The organism is Mucilaginibacter sp. (genome assembly GCF_965200995.1).
Taxonomy (GTDB): domain Bacteria; phylum Bacteroidota; class Bacteroidia; order Sphingobacteriales; family Sphingobacteriaceae; genus Mucilaginibacter.
Genome location: NZ_OZ241743.1, coordinates 2,583,553 through 2,602,442, shown reverse-complemented (window position 1 = coordinate 2,602,442; position 18,890 = coordinate 2,583,553). Strand labels below are relative to the sequence as shown.

At 47.1% G+C, this 18,890-nt stretch carries 15 protein-coding genes; 6 read left to right on the top strand and 9 right to left on the bottom strand.

Annotated elements, in window-relative coordinates; genetic code table 11:
* Window positions 1–20: 20 nt before the first annotated feature.
* Window positions 21–1,856 (bottom strand): serine hydrolase domain-containing protein, encoded by a 1,836-nt coding sequence (locus tag ACY652_RS12155; RefSeq protein WP_462264645.1) that lies wholly within the window; start codon window positions 1,854–1,856, stop codon window positions 21–23.
* Entirely contained in the window at window positions 1,843–3,486 is a 1,644-nt protein-coding gene (locus ACY652_RS12150) for an amidohydrolase (RefSeq protein WP_462264644.1), read from the bottom strand. Before ACY652_RS12150 ends, ACY652_RS12155 begins: the two co-directional genes overlap by 14 nt.
* A gap of 487 nt (window positions 3,487–3,973) precedes the next feature.
* Between ACY652_RS12150 and mutL the strand changes: the two genes are divergently transcribed.
* The 5 genes from mutL (at window position 3,974) to cysS (ending at window position 10,351) form a co-directional block, all read left to right on the top strand.
* Window positions 3,974–5,824, top strand: coding sequence for a DNA mismatch repair endonuclease MutL (gene mutL / locus ACY652_RS12145; RefSeq protein WP_462264643.1), 1,851 nt, complete (start codon window positions 3,974–3,976; stop codon window positions 5,822–5,824).
* A 79-nt stretch (window positions 5,825–5,903) separates the two neighbouring features.
* Window positions 5,904–6,623, top strand: coding sequence for a rhomboid family intramembrane serine protease (locus tag ACY652_RS12140; RefSeq protein ID WP_462264642.1), 720 nt, complete (start codon window positions 5,904–5,906; stop codon window positions 6,621–6,623).
* A 33-nt stretch (window positions 6,624–6,656) separates the two neighbouring features.
* A complete protein-coding gene (locus ACY652_RS12135; protein ID WP_462264641.1) occupies window positions 6,657–7,538 on the top strand; it encodes a rhomboid family intramembrane serine protease in 882 nt (293 codons plus the stop codon).
* Window positions 7,528–8,634 carry an endonuclease/exonuclease/phosphatase family protein gene (locus ACY652_RS12130; protein WP_462264640.1) on the top strand — a complete coding sequence of 369 codons (1,107 nt, stop codon included), beginning with the start codon at window positions 7,528–7,530 and terminating at the stop codon, window positions 8,632–8,634. Before ACY652_RS12135 ends, ACY652_RS12130 begins: the two co-directional genes overlap by 11 nt.
* A 256-nt stretch (window positions 8,635–8,890) precedes the next feature.
* Complete coding sequence (cysS, locus tag ACY652_RS12125) at window positions 8,891–10,351, top strand: cysteine--tRNA ligase (RefSeq protein WP_462264639.1); 1,461 nt, start codon at window positions 8,891–8,893, stop codon at window positions 10,349–10,351.
* 343 nt (window positions 10,352–10,694) lie between these two features.
* On the opposite strand, the gene ACY652_RS12120 is transcribed toward cysS, so the two are convergent.
* From ACY652_RS12120 to ACY652_RS12090, 7 genes are all read right to left on the bottom strand, one after another.
* Window positions 10,695–11,897: a sugar transferase gene (locus tag ACY652_RS12120; protein WP_462264638.1), complete on the bottom strand. Its 1,203-nt coding sequence runs from the start codon at window positions 11,895–11,897 to the stop codon at window positions 10,695–10,697.
* The gene (locus tag ACY652_RS12115; protein ID WP_462264637.1) at window positions 11,894–12,316 is read right to left on the bottom strand and encodes a response regulator transcription factor; all 423 of its coding nucleotides are present in this window, start codon (window positions 12,314–12,316) and stop codon (window positions 11,894–11,896) included. The genes ACY652_RS12120 and ACY652_RS12115 overlap by 4 nt, the downstream gene beginning before the upstream one ends.
* Before the next feature lie 130 nt (window positions 12,317–12,446).
* A complete protein-coding gene (locus ACY652_RS12110; RefSeq protein ID WP_462264636.1) occupies window positions 12,447–13,253 on the bottom strand; it encodes a glycosyltransferase family 2 protein in 807 nt (268 codons plus the stop codon).
* Between the two features lie 161 nt (window positions 13,254–13,414).
* Window positions 13,415–14,071 (bottom strand): YdcF family protein, encoded by a 657-nt coding sequence (locus ACY652_RS12105; protein ID WP_462264635.1) that lies wholly within the window; start codon window positions 14,069–14,071, stop codon window positions 13,415–13,417.
* Between the two features lie 190 nt (window positions 14,072–14,261).
* Window positions 14,262–15,686 carry a glycoside hydrolase family 30 protein gene (locus ACY652_RS12100; RefSeq protein WP_462264634.1) on the bottom strand — a complete coding sequence of 475 codons (1,425 nt, stop codon included), beginning with the start codon at window positions 15,684–15,686 and terminating at the stop codon, window positions 14,262–14,264.
* Between the two features lie 341 nt (window positions 15,687–16,027).
* The gene (locus ACY652_RS12095; RefSeq protein WP_462264633.1) at window positions 16,028–16,432 is read right to left on the bottom strand and encodes a GlcG/HbpS family heme-binding protein; all 405 of its coding nucleotides are present in this window, start codon (window positions 16,430–16,432) and stop codon (window positions 16,028–16,030) included.
* 84 nt (window positions 16,433–16,516) lie between these two features.
* A complete protein-coding gene (locus ACY652_RS12090) occupies window positions 16,517–16,996 on the bottom strand; it encodes a VOC family protein (protein ID WP_462264632.1) in 480 nt (159 codons plus the stop codon).
* A 275-nt stretch (window positions 16,997–17,271) separates the two neighbouring features.
* Between ACY652_RS12090 and treA the strand changes: the two genes are divergently transcribed.
* On the top strand, window positions 17,272–18,837 hold the full coding sequence (treA, locus tag ACY652_RS12085) for an alpha,alpha-trehalase TreA (protein WP_462264631.1): 1,566 nt from the start codon (window positions 17,272–17,274) through the stop codon (window positions 18,835–18,837).
* Window positions 18,838–18,890 lie beyond the last annotated feature (53 nt).

The following is an 18,890-nucleotide window of genomic DNA, read 5'->3' as shown; positions in this document are numbered from 1 at the left end:
GCTCTTTTTCTTTAAAAATATTATAACCCTTTCTGTATCGCCTCATATACCACATCCTGTATGCGCGGGCGGATGCGCAGGCTGGATAGTTTATCGGTTACCTTGGGGTACACCCGGTTAGAAAGGAAGATGTATACCAGGTTATACTTAGGATCAACCCAAACGCAGGTACCGGTATAACCCGTATGCCCGTAAGTGCCCGGCGAAGCCAGCGTGGACGGGTAATGGCTGGCTTCCAGCGGCCCCCAGCCGTCAAAACCCAGGCCCCGGCGGCTTACATCAGACTGGCGCGAGGTGAACTGTGTTACCGTTTCGGGTTTAAAATACTGCACCCCGCCATAAGTGCCTTTATTGAGCAGCATCTGAAACTGGATAGCCAGGTCATTGGCGCTGGCAAAGTTGCCGGCATGGCCTGATACACCGCCTACCATAGCTGCTCCCTGGTCATGTACATAGCCCACCAGTTGCGAGTGGCGGAAATAAGTATCATTTTCTGTAGGAATAATGCGGTCGGCCGCAAAACGGTTGCGGGGTAAAAAGCCTTCGGTTTGTGCGCCCAGCGGATTGAAGAACTGCTGCTGTACATAGGTATTTAATGGCTGTGCCGTAATGGTTTCCACCACCTCTTTAGTAAAATACATGCTGAGGTCGCTGTACACATATTGCCCGCGGGTGCGCAGCGGCGTGTTCAGCATCTGTGGCAGCATTACGTCCCTGAAATAATCCTTACGTATATAGTAACCCTCGGCCACCTTGGTTGGAAAAGCGGCCGATGAATCGGCGCTGTGGTCGCTGGCCCTCAGTTTCTCATAAAACGGAATATAAGGGATCAGGCCGGCCTGGTGCAGCATCAGCTCGCGTACTTTGATATCGCGCTTATTGGTGTTTACGGCCATAGGTATATAAGTCCCCATGGTAGAATCCAGGTTCAGTTTACCCTGCTCTGCCAGGCGCATCACCTCCATCGTAGTGGCCGTAATTTTAGTTACCGATGCCAGGTCGAAGATGTCAGTGATCTTTTCAGGCAAAGCAGGCTCATAGGTATGGTAGCCATACGCTTTATTAAATATCACTTTTCCATCCTTAGCCACCAGCACCACGCAGCCGGGGGCAGCATGCTGGGCTATGGCTTCCCGGGCAATCTGGTCTATCGGCTGCAGGTTAACTGCATTAATACCTACCTCTTCAGGTATGGCATACTGCAACCGGGTTTTAGCGGTAAGAAAACCGGCACCGGAAGTATACCTGGCAGAAAACTTTTGCTGTAACTTCTGCGTAAAGGCAATACCGCCGAATATACTTTGCGCAGCATTGGCGGTAGCCACTTCCGTTTGCCGCTGGCACCACACCACCGGACTGCTTACATTGTCCAGCTGCGGCAGGATACGCCCGCTGCCAAATACCGTAACTACCAAATCCTTCACCTTATCAACCGAATTGATAAAGCTGAGTACCTGCGGGTTGGCCAGGTCGCCGTCAGTCACCTGCAGTATGATGGTATTATACAGTTTCAAATCATTGGCCAGCTGCATTACCCCGGCCGAGCCATATTTAGTGGCATCAAAAGATTGCACACGGGTATACTTATTCAGTAAACTATCAAATACAGCGGCATTATTGTAAGTGAAATGCACACTGGCTATTCTGGCGGTTTCCAGGTGCCCTATCGGGATAAGTTGTTTTTCGTTATTTAACAGTACGGTGCTCTGCTGGGCCAGCCTTTCCTCGTTCAGGTAAGCGCCTGCCGGGCCGGTTACATTTACCTGGCGCGGGGGCACCTGTGCGCAGGCGGCGCTTACCAGCATGGCGCAGCCGCCTATTAATCCTAAAATCTTTGTACGCTTACTTCTGCTCATATACTTTCTCACCATTCACATAAGTTTTCAGCACCTTTACCTTTGGCAGTTCGGCGCCTTTCGCTTTCATAATATCCTTGTCCAAAATCACAAAGTCGGCATATTTACCCGGCTCCAGGCTGCCTTTCTCTTTTTCTTCAAAGTTGGCACGGGCGGCCCATATCGTCATGCCACGCAGGGCCTCGATACGGTTCAGTGCATTTTCGGGCTGAAAACCGTTTACCGGCTGTCCTTTCAAATCCTTACGCTCAACGGCTGCATAAAACGTATACAGCGGGTTTATATTTTCTACCGGCATATCGGTACCTAAAGGCAGCCAGCCATTCTGCTTCAGCAATTGTTTATAGATGTACGCCGACTTTAAGCGCGCCGCACCCAGCCGCTGCCCGGCCCAGTTCATATCCGAAGTAGCATGCGTAGGCTGAACTGATGGAACTACATTATTATCGCCAAACAGATGCACATCCTGCGGGGACAGTACCTGGGCATGCTCGATGCGCCAGCGGCGGTCATTCTTTCCTTTCAGCACTCCGGCATATATCTTCAGGATAGCCCTATTGGCCGAATCGCCGATGCAATGCGTACACATCTGGAAACCCCTGGCCGCTATTTTTTCTGCAACTTCCTTAAAGTGCTTCTGGTCGCTCAGTAAAAAGCCCTTCCATCCTTTCTGGTCGGTATAGTCCTGCAGCAAGCAGGCGCCTCTTGAACCTAAAGCGCCATCGGCATACACCTTAAACGCACGCACATTGAGGCCCGGTGTTTTATAGGCGCCCCGCTTAAACAGGTAATCAAAATTTTCAGGACTGTCAGACAGCATCAGGTACAGGCGCATTTTTAATAAACCCTTGTGCTGCAGGGCGGCAATGGTATTGATCAGGCCATAATTTACACCGGCATCATCTACCGTGGTTAAACCTACGGCGAAGCAGTTGCGCTGCGCATCCAGCAAGGCGGCTTCGGTAACCTGGTCGGCAGGTTCGGGCATTTTGTGGGCAACCAGCCCTACGGCATTATCTACCAGTATACCGGTAAGCTTGCCGCCAACGGTTTCAATCTCGCCGCCGCTTATTTTCTGTCCGGCTTTGATGCCGGCAATATTGAGCGCCGCCTGGTTGGCAATGGCGGCATGGCCATCAATACGGGTAAGCACCACCGGCCGCACCGGGAATAGTGAATCCAGCTTGGCCTTATTCGGGAACTGCTTGGTCTGCCAGTCGTTCTGGTCCCAGCCGCGGCCGATGATCCAGCCTTCCGTACTGCGTTTGGCATAGTTCTGCACTGTATCCAGCACCGCCTGCCAGCTATTGGTACCTTCCAGCTTCGCTTCCTGCAAGCTGAGGCCATAGCGGTAAAAGTGGGTATGCGCATCAATAAAACCCGGATAGATAGCTTTACCTTTGGCATCCATTACCTCGCGGGCGGTATATTTTTTTTCAAGGCTATCCGCTTTGCCTACGGCTATTACTTTGCCGCCGGTAACTACCAGGGCTTCGGCGGTGGTAAAGGTGCTGTCAACAGTATATATGGCGGCATTTTTTATCAGCAGGTCGGCGTTGTATTCTTTTTTATGCTGGCAGGCGGCCAGCCCGAACGCCAGCAAGGCAGGCCATAGTCTTTTCAGGGTCATGCTTCAGATGTCAAACAAATACAAAGGTAAACGCAAAGTGATATACAAGGTTACAAACATTAAGTTGGGCAGGCAAATAAATATTAGTGAGTAGTGAGTAGTGAGTAGTGAGTAGTGAGTAGTGAGTAATTTTAATGGAGGCGGGCGGTTTGCCTGTATACCTGATTTATTTTGTTGCTTTATGTACCAACCCGAATTGCCTAAACCCGATAGCAGCGTAAAACCCGCAGCGCAGCGAGGATTTGCAGCGGATAGCGGGGCTGCCGGAACCGATGAAACGCTGTCCCTGCTTTTCCAGCCTTTCTTATGTTACAATTCACATCATTTTAAGGAAATGCTTATCCATCTGCACAATTTATATGATAAAACACCGCTCAAATATTCACCTAAAGGCAAAATCCGAAATCGAACATCAGAAATCTGGAATCCCAAAATTCCCCGAAATAACCTTAATTTAGCACCGATACGAAAGAGAAGGATTTACTACATGTCTGATATTATACAGCTTTTACCCGATGCCGTTGCCAACCAGATAGCTGCCGGCGAGGTGGTGCAGCGCCCGGCCTCGGCGGTAAAAGAACTGGTAGAAAATGCGATAGATGCCGGTGCGGATAAGATACAATTGATTTTAAAGGATGCCGGCAAAAGCCTGATCCAGGTGATTGATAATGGCTGCGGCATGAGCATTACCGATGCCCGCATGTGCTTTGAACGCCACGCCACTTCTAAAATACGCAAGGCGGCCGATCTGTTCGCCATCCGCACAATGGGTTTCCGGGGCGAGGCGATGGCTTCTATTGCGGCTATTGCCCATGTGGAGCTGAAAACCCGCCGCTATGAGGATGAGCTGGGCACCTGTATTATCATTGAAGGTTCGGAAGTGATCAGCCAGGAAGCCTGTGCCAGCAGTGCAGGTACATCTATCAGCATCAAAAACCTGTTTTACAATACGCCTGCACGCCGCAACTTTTTAAAAAGCAACCCGGTGGAAATGCGCCATGTGCTGGATGAGTTTCAGCGCGTGGCACTGGCTAACCCGCAGATATTTTTCACCCTGCACCACGATGGGCAGGAAGTATATCACCTGCCGCCGGTTACCCTAAAGCAGCGCATCATACACTTGCTGGGCAACAACTATAACCAGCGCCTGGTACCGGTTGAGGAAGATACCACCATTGTAAAACTGCGCGGCTTTGTAGGCAAGCCCGAATTTGCCCGCAAAACACGCGGTGAGCAGTTCTTCTTTGTAAACAACCGGTTCATCAGGGATGCGTACCTGAACCATGCGGTGATGACGGCTTATGAGGAATTGCTGCCAGATGACAGCTTTCCGCTGTATGTGCTGTTTATTGAGATTGACCCGGCCAAGATTGACATCAATGTTCATCCTACCAAAACCGAAATTAAGTACCAGGACGAAAAGGCGCTGTATGCCATTATCCGCTCGGCGGTAAAACGCTCATTGGGGCGGTACAACATTACCCCCTCGCTTGATTTTGAGCAGGACACCGGCATCGAGCGTATGATTACCCATAAGCCTTTAGACCAGATTGTGCCGCCGACGATTACCGTAAATCCGGATTTCAATCCTTTTGCTACATCCGCACCCAAACGCGAAACGCCGTTTATGCGCGATGTGGCCGAGAACCGCCCGGCAATACCGCAAAATTGGGATACCTTATACGAGATTAGCAAAAAGGAAACTCACCAGCAGGAAGAACTGCATGTGCAGCAGCTGATTACAGTAAATGATCAGCCGGTAAGCAAGGCCAGCGAGCGGCAGCTGTTCCAGATTCATAACCGCTTCATCCTGTCGCAAATCAAGTCGGGTTTTATGCTGATTAGCCAGCAGGCGGCACATGAGCGTATTTTATATGAGCGATTTTTACAGCAGCTGCAAAACCATTCGGGCGTGAGCCAGCAAAGCCTTTTTCCGCAAACGGTGAGTTTTAACAGTGCCGATTTTGAGCTGCTGCGCGAACTGCTGCCGGATATCCGTGCCCTGGGTTTCGACATACGCGAGTTTGGCCGCAACACCGTAGTGGTAGAAGGTATACCGGCCGACCTGAACAAAGCTAATGAGCATATTCTACTGGAAAACCTGCTGGAAGGATTTAAGAACAACCTGGCTATCTTAAAATTGGATAAACGCGACACGCTGGCCCGTACACTGGCCCGCAACGCCGCCACCAAAGCAGGCACCCCGTTAACCCTGGAAGAAATGAACCAGCTGATCGATCAGCTGTTTGCCTGCCAGATGCCCAACCTGGCGCTTAACGGCAAACCGGTAATCAGTACCTTTACCCTGGCCGAATTACTGGAGCGGTTTGAAAAGTAAAACACAACATCAGCCAATTCCGTTCATGCAATAACATTAATTGCCATCTGCACTTAAAAAAACGCATATATTACTATCCATGAATGCCTACCGCCAAAACCCGCTGGCCAATTTAACGCCGGTGGTAAAGAATATACTCATCATCAATATCATCTTTTTTATTGCAACGTATGTGCTCGGAAAATCAGGCATTGATTTGAATGAGCACTTAGCCGCTTACTATTTTAATTCTCCAAAGTTTAGGTTGTGGCAGGTAATTACCTACATGTTTATGCATGCTAATATTATGCATATCTTTTTTAACATGTTCGCCCTGTTTGTATTCGGGCCTGCACTGGAATCGCTGATGGGCGCCAGGCGTTTCCTGCAATTCTACTTCTTTACAGGCATAGGCGCATTGCTTTTACAGTGGCTGGTACAGGCGCTGCAAATTCATAACATTACAGGTGGGTATGCCGTATATCATGGCGATCTTACTCCATTCATTAACCAGCCGGGCTTTGAGCAATTGCAACAAATTTATGGCGGCGCCATTTTGGGTGCATCCGGCGCTATATTCGGGTTGCTGGTGGCCTTTGGTATGCTATTCCCCAATGTAGAGCTGTTCATTATGTTTATACCGCTGCCGGTAAAAGCGAAGTATGCGGTTATTGGCTATATCCTGATTGAGCTTTACTCTGGCGTAGCCGGCTACAGCGGCGACAATGTTGCCCATTTTGCCCATCTCGGCGGCGCTTTGTTCGGTTTTGTTTTAATTAAAATATGGGGGCTGCGCAAACCGAACAATTTTTTTAATTAATGGTAGTTATCAAATAAATACCATGCTTTTATTATGAACAACCTGTGGCGGGAAATCCGCGCAAAACTATTTCATTCCGGCAGCAAGTTAGGCTTACTCATCGGTATTAACATTGCAGTGTTTCTGATAATCGGGATAGGCAATGTGTTTGCCTTTTTATCTAAAAATGAAGGCATGGTAAGCGCTTATGCAAATGATTACCTGGCCCTTTGTGCCTATCTGCCAAAACTGGCTACCCGTTTTTGGACACCACTTACCTACATGTTCTTGCATGATGGGTTTTTACATGTTTTATTCAACATGCTGTGGCTGTACTGGATAGGGCAGATATTTGAAGAATACCTGGGCACCAGGCGTACTGTAGGCCTTTACCTGATGGGCGGCCTGGCAGGGGCAGTATTTTTTATAGCGGCTTACAATTTAATTCCGGCCTTTGCCGATATACGAACCGCATCTTACGTAGTAGGCGCTTCGGCCAGTGTAATGGCTATTATAATTGCTACCGCAACCCTGCTGCCTGATTATACCATCAGCTTAATATTTTTAGGGCCGGTTAAACTTAAATGGCTGGCCATAGCTTATGTGATTCTGGACTTTATTGGTATTGCAGGCGCTAATGCCGGCGGCGAAATAGCGCATTTGGGGGGCGCATTACTGGGCTTTTTGTATATCAAACAATTGCAACGCGGCAACGACTGGAACAAGCCCGTAAGCCGCGTTTTTACCCCGCCTGCAAAGGTAAAGGTAGTTTACCGCAGCGGTACCGGTTATGCTACCCGCAATGCCATACCTGACCAGCCTGCACAAGACGAGATTGACCGCATACTGGATAAAATATCGCACTCGGGCTATAATAGCCTGAGCAGGCAGGAGCGCGATACCCTGCAGCGCGCCAGCAACACGAATGAAAAATAAAAGGCGCTCATTTTTCCGCACTTTTATGCTGGCGCTTAACAGTATAGCGGCTGTGGCTTTGCTGTTGAGTTACCTATCGCCCTACATCAGCCCGGGCACCAATAGTTATATTGCTTTCTTCGGGCTGGCCTACCCGCCTTTGCTGGTGGTTAACCTGCTCTTTTTGCTTTACTGGCTGTTGTTTAATTTTAAGTATGCGCTGGTATCCTTAGCGGTTATTTTGCTTGGCTGGAGCAACCTTCTCAATCACTTTGCCTTTAACCGCAGCCGTAAAGTTACAGCAACCGACAGCAGCCTGGTGCGCCTGATGACCTACAATGTACATAATTTTAAGCGTTATGGCGCCGGTAACGACGGTGGAACGAGGCATGATATTTTCGAGATCATCAGCCTGCACCAACCCGATATTTTAGGCATGCAGGAATTTTACAGCCGCAGCCGGGGTAAATATGCCATTTGCGATTCATTGCAGAAAATACTCAATACCCATCATTATTATTTTCAGCGGGTAAACAACAATCCGGCCGATGCCATCGGTATGGCTATCTTTTCAAAACTGCCCATTGTAAACAAAGGGTATATTCAACTCTCTACGGCTGGCAGCACCAACCAGTGCCTTTATATAGACGTTAAAAAGAACGCCCGAATCTTCAGGGTATACAGCCTGCACCTGCAATCCATCCGCTTTGACCCGGCCGATTATGATTACCTGGATAGTGTAAAAAACAAAGGCGAAACCAATATGCAATCGTTCAGGCGTATTGGCGGCAAACTCAAACGCGCCTTTATTAAACGAAGCGAACAGGTAGCCATTATAAAGCAGCACATGGCGCAATGCCCCTACCCCTTTGTGATTTCGGGCGACTTTAACGATACCCCTTCCTCCTACGCGGTGCACCAGCTCAGCAGCGGAATGCAAAACGCCTTTCGCGAACGCGGGCAGGGGCTGGGCCGAACCTATAACGGCGATTTCCCTAATTACCAGATCGACTATATCATGGCCAGCCCCCAGTTCAAGATAGAAAGCTACCAGGTGGTTGAAAAAAAACTGTCAGACCATTACCCAGTTTACAGTGATTTGCGGTTGGTGAGGTAACAAACAAGCGTCATAACAGGCCATAAACCGCCATAAAATTCCATAAACTGCTTATTTCTGCCTGTTGTTCATTAAAACACAAGAGGAGGTATGATTGCTGAAGCCGCATCCCGGCTGTTCAGGTGTTCACGTTCACGGTGGTGTGAACAGTGTGAACGCGCGTGAACGCTGACATGATGCTGTCAGTAGCTGCCAGCGTTCATAAATCAAACCAACACCTGTTATTATCACCGCCGAAAACTGTAACTTCGCCTGCATGGAGCAAAGGCTTTTTGTTTACAATACTTTAACCCGTACCAAAGAGGAATTTAAGGCCCTGAATGCGCCGCACGTAGGCATGTACGTATGCGGCCCTACTGTTTACAGCGATGTGCATTTAGGCAACTGCCGCACCTATATATCGTTTGATCTGATGTTCCGTTACCTTACCCACCTGGGGTATAAGGTACGCTATGTACGCAACATTACCGACGCCGGGCACCTGGAAGGTGATGCCGATACCGGTGAGGATAAAATAGCCAAGAAAGCCAAGCTGGCACAACTGGAGCCGATGGAAATTGTGCAGCAGTATACGCTGGGCTTTCGCGAGATGATGCAGATTTTCAATACCTGGCCGCCCAGCATTGAGCCTACCGCTACCGGCCATATCATTGAGCAGATTGAAATGGTAAAGTGCATACTACAGGCCGGCTATGCTTACGAGGTAGACGGCACCGTATACTTTGATGTGGAAAAATACAACAACCGGCAGGATTACGGCATTTTAAGCGGCCGTAAGCTGGATGATTTATTAACGAATACCAGAACATTAGGCGGGCAGGACGAGAAGCAGGGTCGGCTGGATTTCGCTTTATGGATTAAGGCCAGGCCCGAGCACTTAATGAAATGGCCTTCGCCCTGGGGTACAGGCTTCCCGGGCTGGCACCTGGAGTGCTCGGCCATGAGCCAAAAATATTTGGGCGATCACTTTGATATACATGGCGGTGGACTGGATTTAATACCCACCCACCATACCAACGAGATTGCCCAGAGCGTAGCCTGCTGCGGCACCAACCCGGCCACCTACTGGATACATACCAATATGCTGACGGTAAACGGCCAGAAGATGTCGAAATCGTTAGGGAACAGCTTTTTGCCGGAGGAACTGTTTACCGGCAACAATACCATACTGCAAAAGGGCTATAGCCCCATGACGGTGCGCTTCTTTATGCTGCAGGCCCATTACCGCAGCACGCTCGATTTTAGCAACGAGGCCATGGAAGCCTCCGAAAAAGGTTTTAAGCGGCTGATGAATGCCTATAGCCTGCTGAACGGGCTGAAAGCATCTTCAACAACAGAAGTTGAAGTGCAGCCGCTGATCGACCGTTGCTACGAAGCCCTGAACGATGATTTTAACAGCCCGGTGCTGATTGCCGAGGTATTTGAGGCCACCCGTATCATTAACTCGGTGCATGATAACAAACTGAAGATTGATGAAACGAACCTGCTATTGCTAAAGGAGTTGATGCAGCATTTTGTAACCGACATTTTGGGCCTTAAAAACGAGCAGATTGAAAGCAATGAGCTTCCTGCCGTGCTCGACTTTATTACCAACCTGCGCAGCGAGGCCAAGCAAAACCGTGATTATGCCACATCTGACAAAATAAGGAACGGATTGCAGCAAATCGGCTTTCAGCTAAAGGACAGTAAGGAGGGTACCACCTGGAGCAAGATATGAATACCTTATTGTAATTGCCAATAATTGTAAATAACAATGCCAAGAGGTATTATTTAACTTGAAAACTGTTTATAATAAACCTCATCTAAATTTTTGTAACGGCAAGGCACAAAGGGCGTTTAATCTAAAAAACCACCACGCGTCATTGCGAGGAACGAAGCAATCCCTCTGCGCCATGCTGTTAACTGACGTATAGAGATTGCTTCGTTCCTCGCAATGACGCGTGGTATTTGTGTACCTTTTGTAGAAGTTTGAGATAGCTTTGTGATTGAATATCCGTTATTCTTCGCAATAACTGGTAGCGTATTTAACCGTTGCTTAAACGGCTTTTCTGATAAACAGCTTAAACGTTTTCTTTCTGTAAAAGGGCCGGAATGGTCTTTAATATCAGTTTGATATCATTTCTGAGGCTGTGATTTTTGGCGTATACATTATCCAGCATCAGGCGCTCCTCTTCGCTCATATCACCCTTTCCGCGCTTCTCTACCTGCCACAGGCCGGTAATGCCTGCGGGGGCGTGAAAGCGGAGGGCGTATTTATCAGTAGTCAGTTTTTCGGCTTCATACAGCGGCAAAGGGCGATTGCCTACAATGCTCATATCACCGGTAAATACGTTCCACAACTGCGGCAATTCATCAATACTGGTGTTACGGATAAAATTGCCGATACGGGTGATACGCGGATCATTCTTTATTTTAAAGAATGCCGAACCTGCCTTTGTCTTTTTATTAAAGATATAATCTTTCTCACACCAGCTGATGTTATCGGCATATACCGGAAACTGGCACTTGCCTCTTCCTATGCACTGGTCGCACAATAGTGGTTTCTGTGCAGCTTCCGGCTGCTCTTTCGCGGCGGCATCTGTATCATACTGGTTGAGGTGCTTCAAATCTTTCAACCGGGAATCTGCATTCACATACATCGACCGGAATTTGTAAAAGCGAAAAACCTTGTAACCGGTACCTACCCGCAATGAATAATAAAATGCCGGCCCCTTGGATTCTAATTTGATAAGCAGGTAGATCAGCAAAAATACAGGCGATAAAAACAGCAGCGCCATACCTGAAAACAACATATCAAAAGCCCGCTTGCTTGCAGGTATTTTATAGGCCTCGCCTGCCTTCTCTTTATTTTTTGTGGTTAACGCCGTCCAGTGCTGAATTAAAAAGTTTACCCTGGTTTCTATACTACTTTTTACCAGCGGCAAAAGAAACACATCGGCCACGCCTGCATTTAATGACATGCGGCGTAAATCGCGGTTCATGTGATTCACAATCAAAAAAAACGGAACTTTTTTCAAGCCCTTTTTATACAGCGAATCTATGAGTGTAATGCCCGATGTGGCCAGCACCTCATCTCTAGAAATAATGGCTGCAACATTGAGTTTCTGGCTTTCCCAGGCATTAACCAGCTGCAAACCGTTCTTATAGGAAACCAGTTGCCTGCCTTCAAAGTTACATGAACTTATTATTTCGGCTGTAGCCGCATCCATGTTTACTAAAGCAATTACCTGTTGGGTAGTTACATTAGCCGCATCTGCACTCATATTTCTTTATGGCTTAACTTACCTATCCTCCTTAATACTGCCCGTACACGGGCTTCCAGTTCGGCAGGATTAAAAGGTTTTACAATAAAATCATCTGCGCCGGTATCCAGGCACTGTATGCGTTTTTCGGAGCTGTCCTCGCCAGACAGGATGATTACAGGTATGGATTTAAAAAAATCGCTTACCTGCATCTGCTTTATCAGATCAAGCCCGCTCAGGTTAGGCGTATTTAAATCGGTAATCACCAAATCAGGCAGGTGGCCGCTTTGCAGAAAGGACAGGGCATCCATTGCTGTAGCGCAAATTTCAATCTCATATACTTTACTTAAAAACTTTTTAAGTATCAGCTGCATATAAGCATCATCTTCAACAATCAGTATTTTGGTAGTTATACCATCTGAAAATCCTGTGTTTTGCATTTACTGTATAATTAACAGTTTAATTAAGGTTAAACTTAAATCTGTTTAATTTAACCATAATTAAACTGCGGAATAAAATCGCCCTGCGCTTAGTTGAGGTATCTAATATATAACAACTATCTTAATAAGCTTACAAATTAAACAACCGTTTCAATCTTTTTACAGTTCCTTTCCACAGGCCGCCATCAATCTGAATGCGCCGGTCGGTGGTCCATACAATGGCTCCGGGATCACTCACCCTAAATAAGCGACCGTAGCCTTTTTGCCGTAATTTAAGGGCCAGGTAACCATCCTCATTGGTGCCCGGCGGGTGGTTGAAACCGTTTACCGTTAATCCCTGCTCACGCCGGAAACCCGAATTAAAACCATATACGTTTACCGCCTCGTTTTTAAAGTATTTGTTATAAGTACGGCTCAGATCAGAAAGATATTCATAAAAGAAATAAGTAACCCTGCCGGTTGTGCCTACCGGGATAAAAGCGAACCGGCCATAACTAATTGCCGCCTTATCATCTTTGGCCAAAGGCGCTACCATCAGTTCAATCCAGTCTTTAGGATAAATGGTATCGGCATCGGCGTTAAGTATGTACTTGCCACGCGCTACGGCAAGGCCGGAGTTGCGCGCCGGGGTAATGCCCTGCACCGTTTCCAGATGGCAGGTTACGCCGCAGGCCTGCACCAGTTCGGCCGTTTTATCAACCGAATTATTATTTACTACAATAATTTCCACCTTACGGCTGGTTATATTATGGCAGAGCGAAGACAGAGTTTGTACAATGGTAGCCTGCTCATTATAGGCCGGCATTACAATAGAGATTTCAGGCTCGGGGCCGGTAATACCTTGATAGGCAGTGCGTATCTCTTCCAGTTGAGCACTATCCCCAGTGATGGGATTGAGATACTGCTTTATATAAGCAGGTATAAATACAGGTCTCATATATAGAAAGAAAAGCGCTACTTAAAGTAAATAAGCTAAACAGAAATATTTAAAAACTCTTTAAGTTATCAATAATAGGAAATTATAATTATTGATTCTTCAATTTAAATACCTTTATACTTGCAAAGTAACCACAAAGTTACATCATTTACGTAAATGTGTTATTTGTGGTTTCTGGTGTTAAAAACGATCAGCCCTATAATTTCTTTGAAATAAGTAGTCCAGCCGTCCATAGTGCCGGCTGATGGAATAAAATCATCAAGTGAAATATCATCGGCACCGCCGCCAAAGTTACAGGCATAAGGTGTTACCGGTAATTTTTCTGCCTTGAATGCCGCCAGCGCCCGGCGCATGTGAAATGCGGAGGTTACTAATAAATAAGGCGGCTTTAACTGCGCCTGCCGGAGCAGCACTTTACTGTAATGTGCATTCTCAGCAGTGTTGCGGGCCTGCTTTTCAATCAAAACTGCACTATCGGGTATTTGCAATGCCTTAAGCTCACCTTTTATCCAGCCGCCTTCGGTAAAACCATCGGGCATCAGGCTGGCATTGCCGCCGGTAATGAGTATGCGGCCTGCCTGCCTGGTAGCGTAAAGCCGCAATCCCTGAATAAAACGATCAGAAGCACCATTAAAAAAGCCTTTGCCCTGCGCATCTTCTGATACAAAGCCACCCAGTACGATAGCACAGCTGTATTTTTGCGCGGGGTTAAGCTGAGGGCGCGGATAATCCCACCACCTGGCTACCCGCCCCAGCAGAAAAGGATTGGAAAACAGTACTCCTGTAATGGCCGCAATGATAAAAACGCGCCTGCGCAACTTTAACCTTTTAACAAAAAAGCCAGTAATAATCATTACCAATACCCACAGAAAAGGATGCAGAAAAAATAAAAGAAGTTTAGAAAGGATAAAGGCCATACGCAGGAAAGTAAAATTACCGGCCTAAATTATAACAATAAAAAAAGCACCTGTATCAGCAGGCGCTTTTTTTATTTAATTTATGTTAACATTACTTGATTAGCAATGTAGCAATCGAGTGCGGCATACTGGTGGTTTCGGCAGCCTTGCCTTGCACATCTACGCTGTATTTAATTTCCTGATCACCTAAGTTTAATATAATTACGGCAATGCTCCCATCGGGGTTTACAAAGGCCGTGCTTTGCAATTGATCACGGCTGGCGGCGCTGGCAATGCGGCGCGCGCCCGGCTTTACAAATTTTGAGAAATGGCCGATGTAATAATAAGAATTGGTATAAATCAATTCACCGGTTTTGGTATCGGCATGTACCGGGGCAAAGCAAAAGTTACCTACGTGGTTAGGGCCGCCTTTTTCGTCCAGCAGTACGTTCCAGTCGCACCAGCCTACGGTGCCTGCATTAAAATCATTCACCATGGATTGGCCGTAGCGTTCGCCCAATGCCCAGTCCATCAGCTTCGAACGGTCATAACGCTCCACGCACCCCTCTGTAAACATCAGGTTAAAGTTAGGGAATGCCTCGTGGGTAAGGCGCTCATTGGCAAAGTTAGGGCCTGCGCCGGTCCAGGTTTCGTACCAGTGGTAACCTATGCCCCACACGTATTTAGCAGCAGCGGGATCTTCCAGTATGGTGCTGACCCGCTGGTACATCAAATCGCGGTTATGATCCCAGATAATCAGCTTCTTGCTGCTCATGCCCGCCTTTTGCAGCGTTGGGCCTAAATAACCCTTGATAAAATCAAGTTCATCCTGCGCCGTATACAGGCACGACTCCCAGGTTTGGGTAGCCATCGGCTCGTTCTGGGTAGATAGCCCCCAGATGGGTATACCCTCTTTTTTTTCATAGGTATTGATAAACTTAATATAGAAGTTAGCCCAGTACTGGCTATACTCCTTTTTAAGTTTACCGCCATGCAGCACGTCGTTATTGGTTTTCATCCAGGCCGGCGGGCTCCAGGGGGTGGCAAAGGTAGTGAGTTTACCGCCAGCCGTTTTTATCGCTTCTTTGATGAAAGGGATGCGGTATTTCTCGTCATGGCTTACATCAAAGGTTTTTAGTTCCTTATCATTACCGGCCACATAACTGTAGCTGGCACTTGAAAAATCGCAGCTTTGCATATGCGTACGGGCCAGGGTATAACCAATACCGGTTTGCTTGTTGTAATAAGCATTCATAAACTCCTGCTGTTTAGCTTTTGGCAGCTTATAAAATGTTTCAGCCGAAGCATCAGTAAGCGCCCCGCCGATGCCCAGCAATTGCTGAAACTTTTTTGAGGGATCTACATACACAAATACTTCGGTTTCTACCGGCTGCGGCTTATCTGTAAAATGCAACTCCCCGGTTTTAGAGAGGCGATAGGTTGAATTTTTTGCTGTGGTGTAAACGGTAACTGTTTTGCCGGCGGCGATAAAAGGCTGCGCTCCTTTACTGCTTTGCGCCCGGGCAGGCGTTATCATACTTTGCAAAGCTGCTGCCAACAGGGCTGCATAACATATTTTCATTTTTTGCTTTTAAATTGGTTGGCTGCAAATTAACTATTTTACCTGTAATACCTATAGCATTACTTAAATGCCAAAGCATTTAACATAACATCCGGCTTTTGGTTAAGCTACCTTACAGGCACATGGCATCTGCCTGCTCAATACAGCGCCTGCCCGGCTGTTTCATACAAATGTACTATACGGTAAACACCCCCGTTAATTAATCGGGGGCGTTTACCGTTGAGCGTACTATAATAGCAAAGGCTACCCTGTAGGCAGCCTTTGCTATATTTTATGTATAAATATGTTGCGGCGTGCTATGCTGTAAACGAGGCTATACCTGCCGCAGCCACTGCATGATCCTGATCAACCAAGCCGCCGGATACGCCTATGGCGCCAATGATTTCGCCGCTGGCAGTTTTGATAGGAATACCGCCGGGAAAGCTTACCAGGCCGCCGTTGGTTACCTCTATCATGTACAAAGGTTCGCCCGGTTGCGATAATTTACCGATGGCACCTGTTTCCATATCAAAGAAACGGGCGGTTTTGGCTTTTTTAATCGCAATATCGACAGAACCTAACCAGGCGTTATCCATACGGTGAAACGCCTTTAAGTTGGCACCGGCATCCACAATGGCAATATTCATGGGAACGCCTATCTCTTGTGCTTTCTGCTTTGCGGCTGCAAATATGGTTTCAGCCTGCGCTAAGGTAATATCCATTTTCTTGAGTTTTAATTGATGTATCTGATGTACAATTAAACATATCAAGTGTTTGTTCAGCTATTAATTCATTAAACAAATTCATCACTCCTTTTGGTGATAAGCCGCTTCTAGTTTGGCAATGTCCATCTTGCCCATCTGCATCATGGCCTGAAAGGTACGGGCAACGCCCTGTGCATCATCGCCCTGCATCAACCGCCCTAATGCGGTGGGTACTACCTGCCAGGAAAGGCCAAACCTATCCTTAAGCCAACCGCACCTGCCGGGTGCACCGCCTTCGGCAGTAAGGTTTTCCCAGTAATGGTCTACCTCTTCCTGCGTTTCACAATTTATTAAAAAAGAAACGGCCTCGCTGAATTTAAACTGCGCACCGCCATTAAGTACCATAAATTGCTGCCCGTTTAATTTGAATACACCTATCAGCAGCGCACCTTCGGGCATAGGGCCTCCTGCTTTGTAATAAGACCGGCTGATGATTTCAGCATCTTTAAATACGGAAACATAAAAATCCATAGCTTCTTCGGCATTACCGTTGAACCATAAGTAAGGGGTAATTTTTTGCATAACTTTAGTATTAACTTTAACAATCAGTGTCTTTTCAATTCCTTGTAAAGTACCTGAAATTATAAATAAACCAAAAGGTTTGATTACGACAATGCCTACCCCCGTTTACGACATTTACCCGCTTGGCGGCACCAATAGGTAATTCGTTAACCAGCAGGCTTACGCCCATGTGCCAAAATATGCCTTATTAAATCTGCCTTGCATCCGTATCAGATAAACTTTTACACTTACAAAGTATTTAAGTATCTTCAATGCTGCTAACCAATCCTCCCGGCATGAAAAAATTATCGTTCGCTTTACTTATACTCATCAGCTTTAACTGCGTTTATGCACAGCATCCGAGTCCGCGCCAGTTGTTTCCCGGGCTTTTTGAAACGGTACAGCTATCCGGTATCTTCCCAGACAATAAAACCTTTGTGGACTGTACGCCCAAACGTAACCCGGCACTTATCCTTCAGGATTACAATAAACAGAAACTTCAGCCCGATTTTAACCTGAAGCAGTTTGTAACCGCTAACTTTATAATGCCGGGTACTGATGCACACCAGTTTCAAAGCGATATATCATCAGGCATCCGCAAGCATATTGATACCTTGTGGCAGGTGCTGTACCGCCGGCATGATACTGTTTCTCAGTATTCGTCGCTATTGCCCTTACCTAATGATTTTGTGATTCCTGGCGGCCGCTTCCGTGAAACTTATTACTGGGACTCTTATTTTACCATGCTGGGCCTGCGCGAAAGCCATAAAGACAAGATTATGCAGGACATGATCAGCAACTTTGCTTACATGATTGACACTTATGGCTTTATTCCTAACGGCACACGCACTTATTACCTTACCCGCTCGCAGCCGCCATTTTTTTCAAAGATGGTGCAGTTACTGGCACAAGAGGCAGGTGACAAGGTATTGATCACCTACCAGCCGCAACTTTTAAAGGAATATAGCTTTTGGATGAACGGCGCCGTAAGCCTGGCCAAAGGCCAGGCTTACGGCCGGGTGGTACGCATGCCCGGAGGCGAGCTGCTGAACCGCTATTATGATGATGCTGACCAGCCGCGCGAGGAATCTTACCTGCAGGATGTTACGGCAGCCAAACTCACTAAACAGCAACCCGGCGATTTTTATAGAAATATCCGCGCAGCAGCCGAGTCTGGCTGGGATTTCAGCACCCGTTGGTTTGATGCTACCGGCAAGCTGGAAAATATACAAACTACCCGGATTATACCGGTAGACTTAAATTGCCTGCTTTACAACCTGGAGCTCACCATTGCCCGTTCTTACCAGTTGCAAGGTAACAAAGCGGCTTACAACACCTATACCGGTAAGGCGCGGCTCCGCAAAGCGGCAATTTTAAAATACTGCTGGAGCAATGCAGCAGGCTGGTTTATGGATTATAACTGGCAGCAAAAACATACCACGCCGCAACAAACGCTGGCGGGCGTGTTCCCATTAGAGTTTCATATTGCTACCCCGCAACAAGCTGCTAAAGTAGCGGAAGGCTTGAAAACCAAGTTTTTAAAATCCGGCGGATTGGTAACCACCTTTAACCGTTCGGGGCAGCAATGGGATAGCCCCAATGCCTGGGCACCTTTGCAATACATGGCCATTGACGGACTAAATAACTATAAGCAGACCACATTAGCCAGGCAAATAGCCGAGAACTGGGTAAATAACAACATCCGGATATTTAACGGTACCGGTAAACTGGTAGAAAAATACAACGTAATTGATACAGACGTAAAAGCAGGCGGCGGCGAATACCCCCTGCAGGATGGTTTTGGCTGGACCAACGGAACTTTACTGTATTTGCTGAACCGTTATCATTTCGACAACTTATAGCATTGGCCGCTTAGTTACAGGTAATTAAGATAATTACTTTTTACCAGCTAAAC